This window comes from Vibrio mediterranei, from assembly GCF_900088415.1.
Taxonomy (GTDB): domain Bacteria; phylum Pseudomonadota; class Gammaproteobacteria; order Enterobacterales; family Vibrionaceae; genus Vibrio; species Vibrio mediterranei.
In genome coordinates this window covers 1-15,703 of the sequence record NZ_FLLQ01000005.1, presented here as the reverse complement: position 1 = coordinate 15,703, position 15,703 = coordinate 1, and the positions used below count along the sequence as shown (strand labels likewise).

The window sequence follows — 15,703 nt, the reverse complement described above, 5'->3', positions numbered from 1 at the left end:
TGTATCGTAATTTTCCTGATTGTGCTTCGAAATCAGCACGCTTCTATAATTGAGGGATGAAATGAAAGACCAACGCGCACTGCATTATTATGAACGTTTACTGCCTCTAGGAACCAAATGTGATGTGTTTATTTCTCTGTCTGAGGTGGCAGAAAAACTTTGTACTACGACTCGTCACAGCCGCACCTTGTTGCAAGAGCTTCAACAGCGACAATGGCTTACTTGGCAGCCCAAAGTTGGGCGAAATCAGCGCTCGGTAATACACCTTGCTTTTGAACGTGCCGAAATTCGCCAAGTATTAGCTCGAGTGCAGATTGAAGCTGGATACTATGAAAATGCGATGACGTTCCTCGAAGATGACCAACAGCAGTTTGCCGCTTTACTGCGCCAAACTTCAGGCGCGATCGTTCGTGAAGATCAGCTGCATATTCAACTAACGTATCAACGCGTATTCGATGAGCTGTTGCCTCACACTCCATTGAGAAACAGCGAGCGATTCTTAGTAAGGCAGGTTTATGCTTGTTTGACAGGGTGTGACAAAGAAGGGCAGTTAACCCCTCAGCTCTCTCACGCGTGGACCAGCAATGAAGATGCTACCATTTGGCGCTTTTATATTCGCCCGCAACTTAAGTTTCATTCCGGTGAGGTTATCACCGCCGCACTCATCAAAGAGCTGTTTGAGCAGTTGCGCGGGCTTCCAGAATACCGCGTAGAACTGTCGCATGTGGTGGCTATCTCCTTTACAAAGCAAAGTGTGACGTTTGAACTTAGTAGTCCAGATCTAGGCTTTGCAGCATTGCTCTCTGACTTGCGCTATTCTATTCAACCTCCTAAGCAAATCAGTTACCCCATAGTAGCAACCATAGACGGCTCTGGAGCTTTCCAAGTCGTTGAGCAATCGGACGAGCGTTTAAGGTTACAAGCGAACGACTTTTATTTTGGTCTGCGTTCTTTGACCGACACTGTGACGATTTGGCAATTAGCCAATACACCAAGCGAACGCATTCAGTTAGGTCACTATGATCAGCCTAATCTTCTAGATCGGCCTGACTATTTAATAGAAAACCGCAGTGATGTTCAGGAAAGTACCCAGACCAGAATCGAAAATGGTTGCCTGTATATGTTGTTCAATACAGCCAGTCAGCAACAGTTAACCCTCGCACAGCGGCGTTGGTTGGCGAGTGTGATCTCACCTGAAACGATATTACAGCATGATCAATTGTCAGAACTGTTAATGGCGTCGATTCCAGCTCACAACTTTCTACCTAGTTGGACACAGATTAAACCTTGTCAACCAGAGCCGGCATCGCTTCCAAGTTGTCTGGATATAGCAGTCTACGACCATCTGGTAATAAAAGATTGTGCTCAGGTGATGAAACATACTTTGAATCAAATGGGTATAGACTGCACCATCAATGTCTACTCGTTAGAAGAAATGCATAAGTTGTCGCAACACCGTCAGCTCAGTGAACCTTTAGTGATTGCCAGTTTTAATGTAGATGACAACTTGCCGATTTCTGTGTATCGATGGTTGATGTCAGATTCTATCTTACACCAAGGTTTATCGGACGATGCATCTGCGTGGCTAAGGGCAGAAATGATCAGCCTTCGTGAAAGTAGTCAAGTAACTCAGTATTTAGCGAAGCTAGAGTCTATTGCCACAACGATGCATTATCAGAATTGGCTCACGCCGCTGTATCACCACAGACAGACACTGCGTTGGAAAGGGGTGTTGCAGGGAGTATCCATTACGGATTGGTCGTGGCCAGATTTTAGAAATGTTTGGATAGAAGATGAGTTAGAGCAATAGAGAAGATGTCATGGAGCTTATAAAAAGGGAGTGCTCCATGACGTATTCGTTATTTCAGAGGGTCATTGTCGGGTAAGGCACTGTGGAGCCAAATAGCGAGTCGTTTTTTGATGTGAGGTCCATCTTCTTTGTCTTCCGGGAGAGGGACGATTTGTTTTACTTCTACGAGAAAGTGATAGAGAGCTTTTGCTTTCGTTGCTGGTGTCGCTGATAGGTCTTGAACCGGGTAACCTTGCATTGCCGCCATCTTACAGCCGACCTCCAACGCTTTTTTGAACAATTTCTCTTCATTTTGAATCTTGATTGTTTTTGTCATAAGTCTTCCTGAAAGCCAGTGTTATGGATCTAGTATATAGCACTCATACAAGAGTATGCCTTAGAAACGGAGCGATATCCCTGTTTTTGATAAGGTGGTTTGAATATTGCAGTTATCTTCTAGTGAGACGGTTTTGTTGATAAGGAGTTCATTTATTTAGCCATATTGCGAATTTGTCTCAATGTGAGAGTCAAATCAGGAATGACTATTTATTATCAAGGAGATGAAGATGAAGATGAAGATAGCACTACGTTCGTTCGTAGCTTTTCTAGCTTTAGCCTTTTCGACTTATAGCTTTGCTTTACCCGATGCAGTTTGCGGTAACGGTAAAGCAGTCGGAAACCCTCATTGTAACAGCTCTTCGGCAGCACCCATTGGCGATTTTGCCTCCGGTTGGTTGGGTGCAGGGATGCTTGTTGTCGCTGGTGGGGTAGGTTTGATATTGAGAAGACGGAATCAAGGCTTTGACAATCATTAACCAAAAAACCACAAACTTAAAGTGGTGGCGAGGTGCCTTAAATGGCACTTCGTTTCTTATTCTTTCGATGTTGTCGGTTGCCAATGGGCTAACCAACAACTTCATTGCTTGGTCAGCAGACGCGGGTCCGTTTCCATTAACTCCAATCATTCTGTTAGCGCTCTTTTCAATTGTTGTTGTTCACACTTCTGAAAAAACGACGCCTCACTCTCTCTTTGTGCCTAATGCTATTTTGGTCATCTGTGTTCTAGTTCCCAGTTCATTGTTTTCATGGGTAGGCATATTGTTTGCGGCGCTAGCCTACAGAAAACAAACGGGAAGTTTCAATGGTGAGGTCATGTTACTGATGATGTTGGCGTTGAACTTTTTGTGGCGTGATAGCCTGTTCAAAATAACCAGTGGTTTTATATTAAACGCCGAGACTTGGCTAATTGGTGTGACATTATCTCCTTTTTTCCCCGAGTTATCAGTCTATAAAAACCACTTACTACTTAGTGAAGCCCATAACCTCTCGATTGGGGTGGGTTGTTCAGTATTCTGTAACTTGTCGTTGGTGATTCTGGGTTGGATGTCTATTTACTATTTACTAGGGTATCGCAAAATGAACGTTTTGTGGTTTGTATGTATTCTAGCCGTTTTGATTGTTACCAATATCGTTCGTATTGGCTTGATGTCGATTGATTATCAGACTTATGTAGTTGTTCATGAAGGCGTGGGTGCTACCGTCTACAACACTTTTTTAATCTTGGTCTCCGCTTCGCCTCTGATATTGTCGTTTTTCAATATTAAGGGCGACGTATGAAAACAGTATTGTTTACAGGTTTATTGTTTGTCGTGCTAGCGACCGTCAGCCTCTCATTAAAAATACAACGTTACGCCGTGGAAGTGTCTACGCCAAAGAATGTTTTACTGGAACAGCAACTACTTGAAGTGACGCAGGAAAACGGCTGGGAAGTTAAACTCAAAGTCCCCTTAAATACCAATCAAGCGAGCTTTGTTTACGTACTTCAAAGCTCTTCCTGTCCAAAGGATGTGTTGGTCAGCATCCTCGGCAAGGATGCTAGTGATAAGTATCAGCTGTCCCAATATATGGGGAGTGATGAGGTTGTCTTTCTAATCAATGGCAATAAAGTCGACTATTTATTTAGTCCGCTTTTGTACGCAATGACGGCAGTGACGAACGTACTAAGAATGTTTTCGACTAAGATACAGTTGCCACTTCCTCTCTCTGTTTATGGGCCAATCGATACCGAAGCTTGTCGTTTATACTAGCTCTGTTTGATTCGTTTCTTTAGGTTCTGCATGAACGTTTTGAAGTGCGGCATAAAATCTGCGAACAGTGGGTGCTTACGATCTTGCATCATCAAGGGTCCCAATAGACGAATACTGACTCCAAGACGAGTAGCTGCTTGCTCATCCAGTCCACTCGACTGCTTCATTTTTTCGACGATGGCAAACATATCTTCTCTATCCTCGATTTCAAACGTCATGGTTTGGAGCTCGCGTTCCGCTTTAGTATTAGTTTCTTCGATAGTGATTCGATAAGTGTTGTGTTTACTATTGAGTGAATTCATAGTGCGCTCCTGTAGGGGGGATTATTTTCTAAAGTCTAGCTTTTTAAGAAGGTTTCGATTTTAGGTTTCACTGTCATTGACATAACGACCATGATCGTTAGGCCAACAGGTAGTGCGGCAATAAAGCCCTTGAACCATTCATTGGTGAATACTGTCATATCAGCAAATCCAATGTTGTTGGCTGCGGTAACGAAAGCCAATAGCGATTCCATTACGACCGCCATACTTATCCCAATGATGAGGTTACGAAATGTCGCGCTTATTGACGGTAGCAGTCGATTGGCGAGCTTAGTAAGTAAAGTCATCATCACCATCCCGAAAGGCATCATTACGATAGCGGCTAGGGCAAATGAAGATAACCAATCGCTGTAAAAGGTTTCACTTAAGCCGACATTCATGTAAGTCATCACACCTGTTAGAGTTCCTCCAATCATTGTCATCAAACTGACAATGACAAGCACCTTATATAGGATAGGGGTGCTTGCGTCATTGGTGACAGGGGAAGCAGTCATTGTTTGTGTCGTCATTTAGGTTCTCCGGTCTTGAAATTGCGTAGAATTAAGTTGATAATGTCAACTATAAATATAATGGTTGATAATGTCAACTATATTTTTAAGGATCACTATGTCTGAAAACACCTCACTTGAATCGATTTTCCGCCTCGTCCATACGCTGAAGCGTCAAATGAGTGAACAAATTGAAAGCCTTGATTGCGATGTAGCACCGATGCATATCAGAGTAATGAAGATCATTACTAAGCGAGCACCTTGTACATCAATTGATATTGCAAACCTGCTAAGCAGAGATAAAGCGCAGGTTACAAGGCTTATTAATACTTTGATTTCAGAAGGGTTGTTGGAGAAAGCTCCAAACCCTGAAGACAAGCGAAGCCACTTCCTGATATTGACGCCCGCAGGTGAAACCATCATGAGTAAAGTGGCTGAGATTGATAAAGCGATGTTGCTTCAAATGACGGCGGGTATTGATAAGCAAGACTTGGCCAAGTTTGCTGCCGTTGCGGATGCGATGACGGATAACCTAACAAACTAGCGTAGCAGTCCTGATAGTGTGGGTTACCTAAACGGTCCGCAATATAGGAAAAATTGGAAAATTGCTGCAATCTGATTAGAATGCGCGGTTCAATTTGATCGTTAACCAGAGCGACTTACTATGCTTCGTGATTACACCTTTAACTGTCTTGTGACCATGCCTCGTCATGAACTGGAAGAATTCAGCCTTCGAATGATTAGCCGAATGGTGCCAGAAGATGTTATGAGTGAGCTGTTTACCTTTGAACAAGAAGAAGTGGACAGCGAAGAGCGCATGATGTCGGCTCGTCTTGACGCAACGTTGCGAATGACGGCAATTGCTCTGAGCGAGATTCAACAGGCATTTGATGATTCTGAAAATGCAAAACAGAACAGTGAGCGAATGACACGACTTGTTTTGTGGCATTTCTATGCCATCTCATTCAATTTAGAGCAAGCAATTACCCTAGAGGTGCACTGTGAACAGGTCGAAAAACTGCTGATTGATCCGCCACAAGATGCGTTTGGCTGGGTCAAAATACTCACTGAGCTGCTGCACACGTACGCGAAGATAAACGCTGAACAGAATCCGCAACAAGACGCCGAATAATTGCTGGCATTTAGAGTTTAGTTATATATATGCATTGAGAAGGTGGCCGCGCCTTCTCAATGCATAGCTAGGTAGAGCTATCGCTCAGAATCGAATGATTACCTCGTTAAAAACTGACTGTTTTGTCCGCCATTAATACCCAATTTGCCAAATCATCCATTGTGGCGAGTTCACAGCCTTCAATAACATCAAGTCCTGATAATCCGCGCGCCTGAATACAAGAGCCGCAGAATTTGACCTCACTATCTTGGGCAATCACTATCTCTAGCATTTGTTGTATGTTGTAGCCTTCGTTCGGGGATTGTCTTGGTAAGACTGCAGTGACAGCATCGGAAAGCAAAAATAGATTCACCTTAACGTTCTGACTGTCTTGCTCATTGAGTTGAATGGCGAGTCGCAAGGCATTAAAGAGCTTCTCGGAACCATAAGGTGCATCATTGACGATAATCAGGATCTGCTGCATTTGAATTTACCCTCTCGCAAAAAATAACCGTAAGAAGGGTAACATTGCCCCACAAATTAAAGGGTTAATGGGATCACGTTATAGGTTCTGTTCGCAAGCTTAGACTGCCACTGTCTTAATATAGTCTCGAGGTGATAAACCAAATTTTCCTTTGAAGCGTTGGCTGAATCGACCCTCGGATTGATATCCACACGATTGGGCTAATAGTGCGACGTTATAAGAGCCGTTTTGGATTAAAAACAGAGCATGGTTTAAACGCACTTCTGCCAGCACTTCTCGATACTGTGTACCTTCTTGTTTTAAGCGACGAATCAGAGTAGCACGACTCATAGCGAAATGTTGTGCGACGGTTTCTAGGGCATGTTCTTCGCTTGGGGAATGAGAAAGATAGCGACTCAGTTTTTGACTAAATCGAGTCTCTGAGTCAGAGAACAACTGATGCAACGCGCCGTATTCCGCTAATTGTTGGTAAAGCCCCATCACCCAGAAAGTCTGGGTTACGTTACTCATGTGGTGTTGTTCAAATGAAAACAAAGCATTGAGTATGTCTTGTAATGCGTTTGTCGCTTCTAAGATTGGTAGGTCGTCTTCTTGGCTACGATTTCTGCTTGTCTCTAACATGGATTGTGTAGGTAAGCAGTGGAAACTGAATACTCTGGAAAGAAATCGTCCTTTCTGTGGTAGGTTTTCAAAGCTGAGTGATGCGGAGGCTTCGCAAAGCAGCAATTGAGAGTGCGACACATCCATGGCATTGTCTTTCCAAAAAAGTCGCTTACTGCCAGAAATGATTTGAATAATACTAGGGGAATGAATCCGCACATTTCTGAGTCGTTGAAGTTGTTCGGCTCGAAATAACGTTACTTGGTATGGATGGTTCATCATTCCCCCTTGAATAAGTTAGCGTGTATAAGTAGCAGTCAGTTTTGCTTTGCCTATCGCCATATTATTAAGCGTAAAGCCGATAACCGCAGATGGTGTGTCCTGATTAAGATCGAGCTTCTCTGTTGGCAACGCCCAGACGGTAAATTGGTAACGATGCATACCATCGGCCTTTGGTGGGCAAGCACCACCAAATCCAACACTACCATAATCGATTCGAGACTCTTGCCCCCCTAGTTTTTTGATGTCCACACCTCGCGGTAACTCGGTCACAGAAGCTGGAATATTAAAGGCGATCCAATGCCAGAAACCACTGCCGGTTGGGGCATCTGGGTCATAGGCGGTGATTGCAAAGCTCTTTGTTCCCTCTGGAACGTCGCTCCATGTCAGTTGCGGTGACTGGTTGCCACCATCACAACCCCAACTGTTATATTCAAAGGTTTTAGCCATTGGATGGCCTTCTTGAATATCATTACTTTTTAATTCAAAGGCGTGTGCTGATCCCATGGCTAACAGGCTTAGCGCTAATACTGACTGAGTAAATACTTTCATTGTGGTGTCCCTTTGTGTGAGTTCGAAGTTAAGTGTATTCCTTCATTCACACTTCAGGCTGTCAAAAAGTATCAAAGTTAACGGTAATTAATAATTTTATGATACTTAATGATAAAGGCAAACACCTCAATAGAGGTTTAAATGAATTGGGGTGCCACTTTTGTTGTATAGGAAAGATATTGTTGTAGTAGGTAGACCCCTAACTCTGAACGGTGACTAGATATTGACGCGCACCAAAAACAGCACGAATAACGTTTCTATGGCATAATCCTGTGCCATCAAAGTACGCTTTTTATTATCTGACAAACCAAGTAGAACCCTATCAATGACAACAGAATCTACCGTCATTATCGGATTACACAATCCGAAGAGCCCAACGAATGTCGGTGCCGTAATGCGAGCAGCAGGGTGCTATAACGCAACCCAAGTTCGTTATAACGGAACCCGTTATAGCCGAGCTGTGAGATTTCAAACGGACACGCAAAACACCCATGAACGGATTGAGCTGGTTGAGATGAATGACTTAACGGCTGACGTCGCAGATAACGTTTCAGTTGTTTGTGTCGAGTTCGCCGTCGGCGCGACGTCGCTTCCTTCATTTAATCATCCAGACAATGCCGTTTATGTATTTGGCCCTGAAGATGGCTCATTACCACAAGAACTAGTAGATAAAGCCGACCATGTGGTTTATGTGCCTACCCATGGCTGCATGAATCTTGCGGCAACCGTCAATGTTGTCTTGTATGACCGTTTGGCCAAGTCGTTAGGACCGATCGACGATCATCAACAAGTTATTAGCAATCGAGATAATAAGAATCGTCTAAAGGTGAAAACAGTCGCCGTGTGACGACTTTAAAACCTCAAGTAGTTGAGTAAAGCCCACTTTCTAAGGTGGGTTTTGTTTTCACTAATCCTATGTGAGAAACAATTACCTTCCAATCTGTTAGCTTAGGTGTTATACATATATATAACACCATTTCAGTCAAGGGGCGCTAATGACGCATTGGCATGATCGTCAACCGATTTTCCGTCAGTTGGCTGATCAAATTACTCAACAAATACTCCAAGGTATATGGCAAGAAGGCGAGCCGTTACCGTCTGTTCGTAATGTCTCTGCAGACATGAAGATTAACCATTTAACGGTAATGAAAGGTTATCAGTTGTTGGTAGATGAAGGGCTAGTAGAAAAGAAGCGTGGCCAAGGCATGTTTGTGGCGATAGGGGCTAAAAACAAATTATTGGCTGATGAAAAAGCCCGTTTTCTTGAGCAGCAAATCCCTCAAATTGCTGTAACTTTGCAGCGTCTGGATATGTCATTAGACGAGTTTGTCCAGCAAATTAAACCCCATATTAAAGGTGACCAATGAGCGCTTTAGTCAGTGTGCAAAATGCATCCAAGCAATATAGTAAGCAAAGTGAAGGCTTGCACGATATCAGTTTTGAGTTACAGGCTGGTCAGGTACTAGGTTTGCTTGGACACAACGGTGCAGGTAAATCGACACTCATTAACGCCTTACTCGGCGCACACGATTACAACGGAACCATCCGTATCAACGGATTCGAACCGATAACTCAGCGTGACAAGATCATGCAAAGCTTGTCGTACATTTCGGATGTTAATGTGCTTCCTGGGTGGATGACCGTGGCGCAGTTATTGGATTACACCGAAGGGGTGCACACAGGGTTTGACCGCAGTAAAGCGGATGAACTACTGCGCCAAACTGACATCAAACCACGTGCTCGAATCAAAGCTTTGTCTAAAGGTATGAAAGTGCAATTGCACCTAGCGGTAGTCATTGCGACCAATACCCAAATACTGATTTTAGATGAACCAACATTAGGACTCGACTTGGTTTATCGAGATACTTTCTACCGCCACCTTCTAGAGTGGTTCCATGATGGTGATCGAGTACTAATTATCGCCAGCCACGAGGTGAGTGAAATCGAGCATCTACTTACCGATGTGTTGATTCTTAAACAAGGGCGTACAGTGCTACAAAGCTCAATGGAAGCCATCAGCGAAGATTACTTCATTCTGGATGCTAGCGATGAATATCGCGCTGAAATTGAAGCTATGAAGCCGCTCTCTTCTCAGAAAGGACTGGGCAGCACCAAGTGGTTGCTGCACTCACACTTTTCAGAACAGGCAGAAACGCTAGGGGCGGTATACGGCGTGAAATTGGCAGACTTATTTTTGGCTTTGCAAAAGGAGGCGGTGTAATGCGTTCTATTATGGCAATGCTACGTAAAGAGTGGATAGAGAACCCGCTTGTAACGCGAGTTCCGTTATTCCTATTTGCTTGTGGTTTACTTTTGTTTATTAGCTTAATGAGCAGTTCGACCTTGCAGCACAATATGTTCTTTCACATGAACTTTAGTGGTGACGTGAGTGACATCCATAAAGAAATGGCTAACGACGTCAACATGCTGATTGCAGGTGGTGCGGGGCTTTTATCAATACTGCTGGGTACTCAGTATTTTCCACGAACACTGCGTAAAGAACGTACTGAAGGCAGCATTATGTTTTGGCGTAGTATGCCAGTCAGTGATGTGAAAACGCACCTAGTTAAGTTAGCCTTTGGATTGCTAGTGATTCCACTGGTGTGTTCAATACTGGTGTTTTTTGCCGATTTTCTGTTGTGGTTGCTCAATACTTCAACCGATCATCAATTGGCATTGTTACATAAACAGTCTTCTTTACTAGCAGTTATGTTTAGTTGGGTAGGCTTCTACTTGAGAATGGTGATAGCCGGTGTACTCTTGCTCCCATTGGCCCTTAGCGCTATGGCAATATCGCAAAAAGTAAACTCTCCATTATTGATTATGCTTATTGCAATCTATGTACTGCGATGGATGCCGATAGCCATGTTTGGATTTTACGGTGTCGACCAGTTCTTTTCGGACATTTTCTATCTGCCATTACATGCGATCTTGGCACCAAATCCGTTGAGTGCGATTCCAGCCGCCGGTTGGATGAATGTTAGTGTGTACGCAATTATCGGGTTCGCTGCTTGGACATTGAGTTTGAGGTTTAGTAAAACCGTTAGCTAATCGATATCACTCTAACTGACAGCCGTCTCCTGCTTGAACAAGGGACGGCTGTTTTGTATTGAGGTTAAATAGATTGTCCAGCCATCACAATGGCAACAACTCCTAAGCTTGCTCCAAGGCCACGGTTGACCCACAAGAAGTATTTAGGCGATGTCAGTAGCTTATTGAGTGCTGAACCACAGTATGCCCAAATGCACATAGACGACACTCCAATTGCAATGAAAATAGCCATAATCACCGCGTCATCCGATAGAACTCTGTTTTGACCAGGCAGAAACTGCGTCAGTAGAGTTAAAGACGCAACCCAAGCCTTGGGGTTCAGAATTTGAACCAGCGTACCACTGAAAAAGCCAGTTTGTTTGTCCGTCTCACTATCGCTGAGTTTGAGCGTTGAAATCGACCAAGCAAGATAAAGTAGGTAACAGGTCCCTAGTACTTTTAGCGCTGTATATAACATTGGTTCGGAGTTCAAAAGGTTAGTCAGTCCGAGACTTGAGCCAACAAGAATAATCGATACGCCTAAAGCACTGCCTGCGATGAAAGGTAAGACAGCAACAAAGCCATACCGACTCGACAAACTAAGTAGCGCGATATTACCAGCGCCAGGTGCTATCGATATAGAAAATGAAAAAACGATAAACGCAAAGAGCAATTGTGCACTCATAAAATCCCCTGATAGTGTAATGTTGCAGTCACTATTTAGCTTATCGAAACCACTAGAAATAGAATTGCCATTTACGTTAATATCGAACCCATATTGAGCAGAAAATTTCCAAATTAACTATGAATAAGAAAGAAAGCGCTACATATGAGTTGGATGATATAGATATTGCCATACTGAGGATCATTCAACGTGAAGGTCGAATTAGTAATAATAAACTTGCTGAACGAGTGAATTTGAGTGAAACGCCATGTTGGAGGCGTTGGAAACGACTTGAAGAAGCGGGTTATATCGACAACTACACAACGGTTCTCAATCGACAGAAACTCAACCTACAAGTGTCAGGCTTTACATTGGTAACGCTAGGTAATCATGATGTTGAAAGTACAGAGCCGTTTGAAGAGTTTGTGGGTTTGGTAGAGTGGGTGGTTATGTGCAGCTGCATTGCTGGCAGCGCCGATTACATTGTCCAAATAGTTGCCCAAAGCCTTGAGCAATACTACGACAGGCTTAGCGAGTTGCGACGTGTCAAAGGTGTCACGGCGCTACAGTCGAATATGTCGATAAAAGAAATAAAGAGTACCTCCCACTTACCGATTGGCTGAACACAAGCAGTTTCATACTTAAACGTTGACTATTGCCACTTATTTTCTAGAGAAAACTATCAGTAGGTTACTTGGTGGAAATTTCCTACTCGTTGATAAAAATATAAGCAATTTTCGCCTATATGCCTCATTTTATTACCTTGGTCTAGAATTATTCACTAATTGATTTTTCATCGTGAATTAAGATCACGATATCGAAAATCTATACAAAAAGTATCTGTATATCATGTGATTAATTTCTTACTTCAATCATATAATTCTAACGGAACTCAATGCGTTGCTGTATCTAAATGCTGAGTGAATCCGGTAATGAAATTGAATAAATAAGAGGTAATATGATGAAGCAAAAAACGCTCTATCTTGCTGTGGCTCTAGGTTTAGGCAGTATTGCGAGTGCAGCATCAGCGAATGAGATGGTGAACCCGGAAGCTGGTGTTGTAGTTGGTTATTGGCATAACTGGTGTGATGGCGCTGGCTATAAAGGTGGTAATTCGCCTTGTATTACGTTGGATGATGTTGACCCTATGTACAACGTTGTCAACGTTTCATTTATGAAGGTGCTTAACACCAGCGAAGGCCGTATTCCCACTTTTAAACTAGACCCCGCTATTGGCCTTTCTGAACCGGAATTTATCGCACAAATTGAGAAGCTTAATCAGCAAAACCGAGCAGTGTTGATCGCGTTAGGTGGTGCTGATGCTCATGTCGAATTAAAGACAGGTGATGAACAAGCATTCGCACAAGAGATCATTCGACTGACTGACAAGTTTGGATTTGATGGTTTGGACATTGACTTAGAACAGTCGGCGGTAACCGCTTCTGACAACCAAACTGTCATTCCTGCTGCGCTACGTATTGTAAAAGAGCACTACCAGCAGCAAGGTAAGAACTTCCTAATTACGATGGCCCCTGAATTTCCTTACTTAACGGAAGGTGGCAAATATGTTCCTTATATCAACGGACTAGAAGGCTACTACGATTGGATAAACCCACAGTTTTATAACCAAGGTGGGGATGGTATATGGGTGGATGGCGTTGGTTGGATTGCTCAGAACAACGACGCTTTAAAACAAGAGTTTATTTATTACATCTCGGATTCTCTTGCTAACGGAACACGAGGTTTCCACAAGATTCCACACGATAAATTGGTATTTGGTATTCCTGCCAATATTGACGCTGCGGCGACTGGTTTTGTCCAAGATCCTCAAGAACTCTATAACGCGTTTAACCAACTAAAGGCTCAAGGTCAGGCGCTGAGAGGTGTGATGACATGGTCAGTAAACTGGGACATGGGCACCAACGCTTCAGGTCAGGCTTACGGTGAACAGTTTATTAACGACTACGGTGCGTTTGTACATGGTCAGACACCGCCACCACCAAGTGAAGGTAAGCCTGTATTTAGTGGTGTATCTGATGTTCGTGTTCGTCATGGTAATGCGTTCGACCCTTATGCAGGTGTGACAGCAAAAGACAAAGAAGATGGAGACTTAACCAATAGCATTTCTGTTGAAGGCTCGGTCGACACTAACACCATCGGTACTTATGTATTGATTTATAGTGTGACAGACAGTGATGGCAACGAGACCAAACAGAGCCGTAATGTGGAAGTGTACAGCTTAGCTCCTGAGTTTGAAGGCGTCGCCGACGTCACCATCAAATTGGGCGACAGCTTTGATCCAATGCAAGGGGTAAAAGCCATTGACGCAGAAGATGGTGACTTAACCTCTCAAGTGCATGTAGAAGGCAGTGTGGATGTAAACAAACTAGGTAAATACGACTTAGTTTACCGAGTAACAGACAGTGCTAATCAAACCACTACGGCAAATCGTGTAGTAACGGTCGCTGATGGCAGTTCTTGTGCTAACGCATGGGATGTTAGCGCTACCTACTCTAAAGGGGATCTCGTTTCTCATAATGGTTCAACGTGGCGTGCTGAATGGTGGACTCGTGGTGATGAGCCAGGCACTACCGGAGAGTGGGGAGCATGGAGAAAAGTGGATGATAATGGTTGCGGAACGCCAGCGCCAGGTTTTGACTTCACTATCGATGGGTTGAGCTCTCAGTACACTTTGATTGGTGGTAGTGTTACTTTAAACCCAGTCATAAAAACCAGTGAATCTGCTTCTGTCGCCGTTACAGTCGAAGATAGCTCTAGCGCTAAGATATACGAGCAAACCCAGCAGGTGAATGGCGAAGCGACGTTAACCGTGACATTGTCAGCTATTGAAGCCGGTAACTTTGTATTCAGAGCCACCGCGACAGACGGTGACGGTAACTCGGAGTTGGTGACTCATGGATTTAAAGTGGTGGATGAATCAGTAACACCTCCTCCGGGAGAACATCCTGCTTACGATCCTAACGCGACCTATGCCGAAGGGGATATCGTCACTGGCTCTGATGGCGGCTTATACCAATGTAAACCATGGCCTTATACAGGTTGGTGCTCAAACCCATCGTATGCACCGGGTGAAACAGTGCATTGGTCAGATGCTTGGGACAAACTCTAATAATTAACTTCTGAGTTCCAAAGATAAGCCTCTCTGAGTATCAGAGGGGCTTTTTTGTTGGAGGAGAGTATGCTTTGCTCGGAAATGTGTTCTTTTACGTGATTCGTAGACTAAACAGCACTATTTTTGAAAGCGGCTGAATACGTCATCAATTGAACATGATACATCGAGTGGATTTTCTTGCCCTTGCACTAACATCATAGCGGAGCTAATTTCGGCTAGCGTACTGTTTCTCGAACTAGCAACCCTCTCTGGAGTCGACATACCAGCATGTGGCCAACCAGCATAGCCACCTTCTCGCCAGTTATCATTCGCACCACCTTCACTGCCACTTGGTAATCGAAAGTCATCCTCTTCGGCTTTATCGATGACGACCATAACTAAGTCTTGTTCCCTTGGGTAGTAACCTGGGTCCATACCCAATAAGCGTTCTATTTTTAGGTGTGACAGGCCTATGCCAAAGCTATCAAATGTACTGCGGTCTGTAACCCAGAAAACACCGTCTTTTCTTCCGAGTGTCCTGTTGGATTTCACATACTGCTCAAAGATATTCCTAGGGAACACGCAGACTGGAATACTAAGCTTATAGTTTGTCATCGGCACGAGAGCGGTAGAGGTTTTGTCGATAACGGCTAAAGCATTACACAGTCGAGTTGGTGTAACTAGGTTTTTAGACTGCTGTAATAACTGTCGAGATAATAATAAAGGTGATGGAAACATGGTATGACCCCTGTAAATAACTAGTAGTGAAAATGACAGCTCATACTTCGATAGTGTGTTTGAGAATTAGTATGGCACAAATTTCATATCGCGTTGCGTTTTATAGAACGGTTTTCACAACGAGCAATCTATAGGGCGTTAACGAAGTATGGTCAGAAAAAGTTACTTGAAATGTTGCTGTGAAAGGCCGAAGGCGCGAAGTTCTGGTTACATGTACTGGCAGTGCTTTAACAAGAATCAATGGGGTCGGGTCTTACTTTTCCTACCATTAGTTTGGGTATTTCAAAGAATTGTCGTCGGACAATGAACTTTGTGAGCAATTTGTCATTACTGAGGGAACCTGACGGGATAAATACCAGCCGATTCTGTCATGCCTTTTATATTCTAGTAGCCATATAGTTAGACTGCCTCACACATCGATATTCATCGATTGGGATTGCTTGATTCTC

Annotated in this window: 20 protein-coding genes; 12 read left to right on the top strand and 8 right to left on the bottom strand. The window is 43.6% G+C overall.

The features are described 5' to 3' along the window. The first annotated feature begins 61 nt into the window (after positions 1 to 61). Positions 62 to 1,810, top strand: a complete 1,749-nt coding sequence (locus VME0621_RS14985; RefSeq protein WP_062462196.1) for an SgrR family transcriptional regulator — start codon at positions 62 to 64, stop codon at positions 1,808 to 1,810. A 49-nt stretch (positions 1,811 to 1,859) separates the two neighbouring features. On the opposite strand, the gene VME0621_RS14980 is transcribed toward VME0621_RS14985, so the two are convergent. Beyond that, entirely contained in the window at positions 1,860 to 2,126 is a 267-nt protein-coding gene (locus tag VME0621_RS14980; protein WP_062462198.1) for a DUF5062 family protein, read from the bottom strand. A gap of 229 nt (positions 2,127 to 2,355) precedes the next feature. On the opposite strand from VME0621_RS14980, the gene VME0621_RS14975 reads away from it, so the two are divergent. The 3 genes from VME0621_RS14975 to VME0621_RS14965 are packed head-to-tail and all read left to right on the top strand — an operon-like array spanning position 2,356 to position 3,876. Continuing rightward, a complete protein-coding gene (locus tag VME0621_RS14975) occupies positions 2,356 to 2,604 on the top strand; it encodes a hypothetical protein (protein ID WP_231892951.1) in 249 nt (82 codons plus the stop codon). Beyond that, the gene (locus VME0621_RS14970; RefSeq protein WP_062462201.1) at positions 2,591 to 3,406 is read left to right on the top strand and encodes a hypothetical protein; all 816 of its coding nucleotides are present in this window, start codon (positions 2,591 to 2,593) and stop codon (positions 3,404 to 3,406) included. The genes VME0621_RS14975 and VME0621_RS14970 overlap by 14 nt, the downstream gene beginning before the upstream one ends. Continuing rightward, entirely contained in the window at positions 3,403 to 3,876 is a 474-nt protein-coding gene (locus VME0621_RS14965) for a hypothetical protein (protein ID WP_062462204.1), read from the top strand. Before VME0621_RS14970 ends, VME0621_RS14965 begins: the two co-directional genes overlap by 4 nt. Here the strand turns inward: VME0621_RS14965 and VME0621_RS14960 are convergent. Then, positions 3,873 to 4,178: a DUF3861 domain-containing protein gene (locus VME0621_RS14960; RefSeq protein WP_062462207.1), complete on the bottom strand. Its 306-nt coding sequence runs from the start codon at positions 4,176 to 4,178 to the stop codon at positions 3,873 to 3,875. The genes VME0621_RS14965 and VME0621_RS14960 overlap by 4 nt on opposite strands. A gap of 35 nt (positions 4,179 to 4,213) precedes the next feature. Further along, the gene (locus VME0621_RS14955; RefSeq protein ID WP_062462210.1) at positions 4,214 to 4,705 is read right to left on the bottom strand and encodes a DUF2798 domain-containing protein; all 492 of its coding nucleotides are present in this window, start codon (positions 4,703 to 4,705) and stop codon (positions 4,214 to 4,216) included. 97 nt (positions 4,706 to 4,802) lie between these two features. On the opposite strand from VME0621_RS14955, the gene VME0621_RS14950 reads away from it, so the two are divergent. Continuing rightward, positions 4,803 to 5,228, top strand: a complete 426-nt coding sequence (locus VME0621_RS14950; RefSeq protein ID WP_006069491.1) for a MarR family winged helix-turn-helix transcriptional regulator — start codon at positions 4,803 to 4,805, stop codon at positions 5,226 to 5,228. 120 nt (positions 5,229 to 5,348) lie between these two features. Next, positions 5,349 to 5,816 carry a hypothetical protein gene (locus tag VME0621_RS14945; RefSeq protein WP_006069492.1) on the top strand — a complete coding sequence of 156 codons (468 nt, stop codon included), beginning with the start codon at positions 5,349 to 5,351 and terminating at the stop codon, positions 5,814 to 5,816. A 106-nt stretch (positions 5,817 to 5,922) separates the two neighbouring features. On the opposite strand, the gene VME0621_RS14940 is transcribed toward VME0621_RS14945, so the two are convergent. From VME0621_RS14940 to VME0621_RS14930, 3 genes are all read right to left on the bottom strand, one after another. Then, positions 5,923 to 6,279 carry a DsrE/DsrF/TusD sulfur relay family protein gene (locus tag VME0621_RS14940; RefSeq protein WP_006069493.1) on the bottom strand — a complete coding sequence of 119 codons (357 nt, stop codon included), beginning with the start codon at positions 6,277 to 6,279 and terminating at the stop codon, positions 5,923 to 5,925. 99 nt (positions 6,280 to 6,378) lie between these two features. Next, positions 6,379 to 7,158, bottom strand: coding sequence for a helix-turn-helix transcriptional regulator (locus VME0621_RS14935; RefSeq protein WP_062462214.1), 780 nt, complete (start codon positions 7,156 to 7,158; stop codon positions 6,379 to 6,381). 18 nt (positions 7,159 to 7,176) lie between these two features. Next, the gene (locus VME0621_RS14930; protein WP_062462218.1) at positions 7,177 to 7,710 is read right to left on the bottom strand and encodes a YbhB/YbcL family Raf kinase inhibitor-like protein; all 534 of its coding nucleotides are present in this window, start codon (positions 7,708 to 7,710) and stop codon (positions 7,177 to 7,179) included. A gap of 325 nt (positions 7,711 to 8,035) precedes the next feature. On the opposite strand from VME0621_RS14930, the gene VME0621_RS14925 reads away from it, so the two are divergent. From VME0621_RS14925 to VME0621_RS14910, 4 genes are all read left to right on the top strand, one after another. Continuing rightward, on the top strand, positions 8,036 to 8,557 hold the full coding sequence (locus VME0621_RS14925) for an RNA methyltransferase (protein WP_006069496.1): 522 nt from the start codon (positions 8,036 to 8,038) through the stop codon (positions 8,555 to 8,557). Between the two features lie 148 nt (positions 8,558 to 8,705). Next, the gene (locus VME0621_RS14920) at positions 8,706 to 9,077 is read left to right on the top strand and encodes a GntR family transcriptional regulator (RefSeq protein WP_006069497.1); all 372 of its coding nucleotides are present in this window, start codon (positions 8,706 to 8,708) and stop codon (positions 9,075 to 9,077) included. Beyond that, positions 9,074 to 9,931, top strand: coding sequence for an ABC transporter ATP-binding protein (locus VME0621_RS14915; protein ID WP_062462221.1), 858 nt, complete (start codon positions 9,074 to 9,076; stop codon positions 9,929 to 9,931). Before VME0621_RS14920 ends, VME0621_RS14915 begins: the two co-directional genes overlap by 4 nt. Further along, complete coding sequence (locus VME0621_RS14910) at positions 9,931 to 10,761, top strand: hypothetical protein (RefSeq protein WP_062462224.1); 831 nt, start codon at positions 9,931 to 9,933, stop codon at positions 10,759 to 10,761. Before VME0621_RS14915 ends, VME0621_RS14910 begins: the two co-directional genes overlap by 1 nt. Before the next feature lie 64 nt (positions 10,762 to 10,825). Here VME0621_RS14910 and VME0621_RS14905 read toward each other — a convergent pair whose 3' ends face one another. Then, positions 10,826 to 11,425 (bottom strand): LysE family translocator, encoded by a 600-nt coding sequence (locus tag VME0621_RS14905; RefSeq protein WP_062462227.1) that lies wholly within the window; start codon positions 11,423 to 11,425, stop codon positions 10,826 to 10,828. Positions 11,426 to 11,544: 119 nt separating this feature from the next. On the opposite strand from VME0621_RS14905, the gene VME0621_RS14900 reads away from it, so the two are divergent. Beyond that, complete coding sequence (locus VME0621_RS14900) at positions 11,545 to 12,027, top strand: Lrp/AsnC family transcriptional regulator (protein ID WP_031494763.1); 483 nt, start codon at positions 11,545 to 11,547, stop codon at positions 12,025 to 12,027. Between the two features lie 335 nt (positions 12,028 to 12,362). Next, positions 12,363 to 14,534 carry an immunoglobulin-like domain-containing protein gene (locus VME0621_RS14895; protein ID WP_062462229.1) on the top strand — a complete coding sequence of 724 codons (2,172 nt, stop codon included), beginning with the start codon at positions 12,363 to 12,365 and terminating at the stop codon, positions 14,532 to 14,534. Between the two features lie 120 nt (positions 14,535 to 14,654). Here VME0621_RS14895 and VME0621_RS14890 read toward each other — a convergent pair whose 3' ends face one another. Beyond that, complete coding sequence (locus VME0621_RS14890) at positions 14,655 to 15,254, bottom strand: hypothetical protein (protein ID WP_062462230.1); 600 nt, start codon at positions 15,252 to 15,254, stop codon at positions 14,655 to 14,657. Between the last annotated feature and the right edge of the window lie 449 nt (positions 15,255 to 15,703).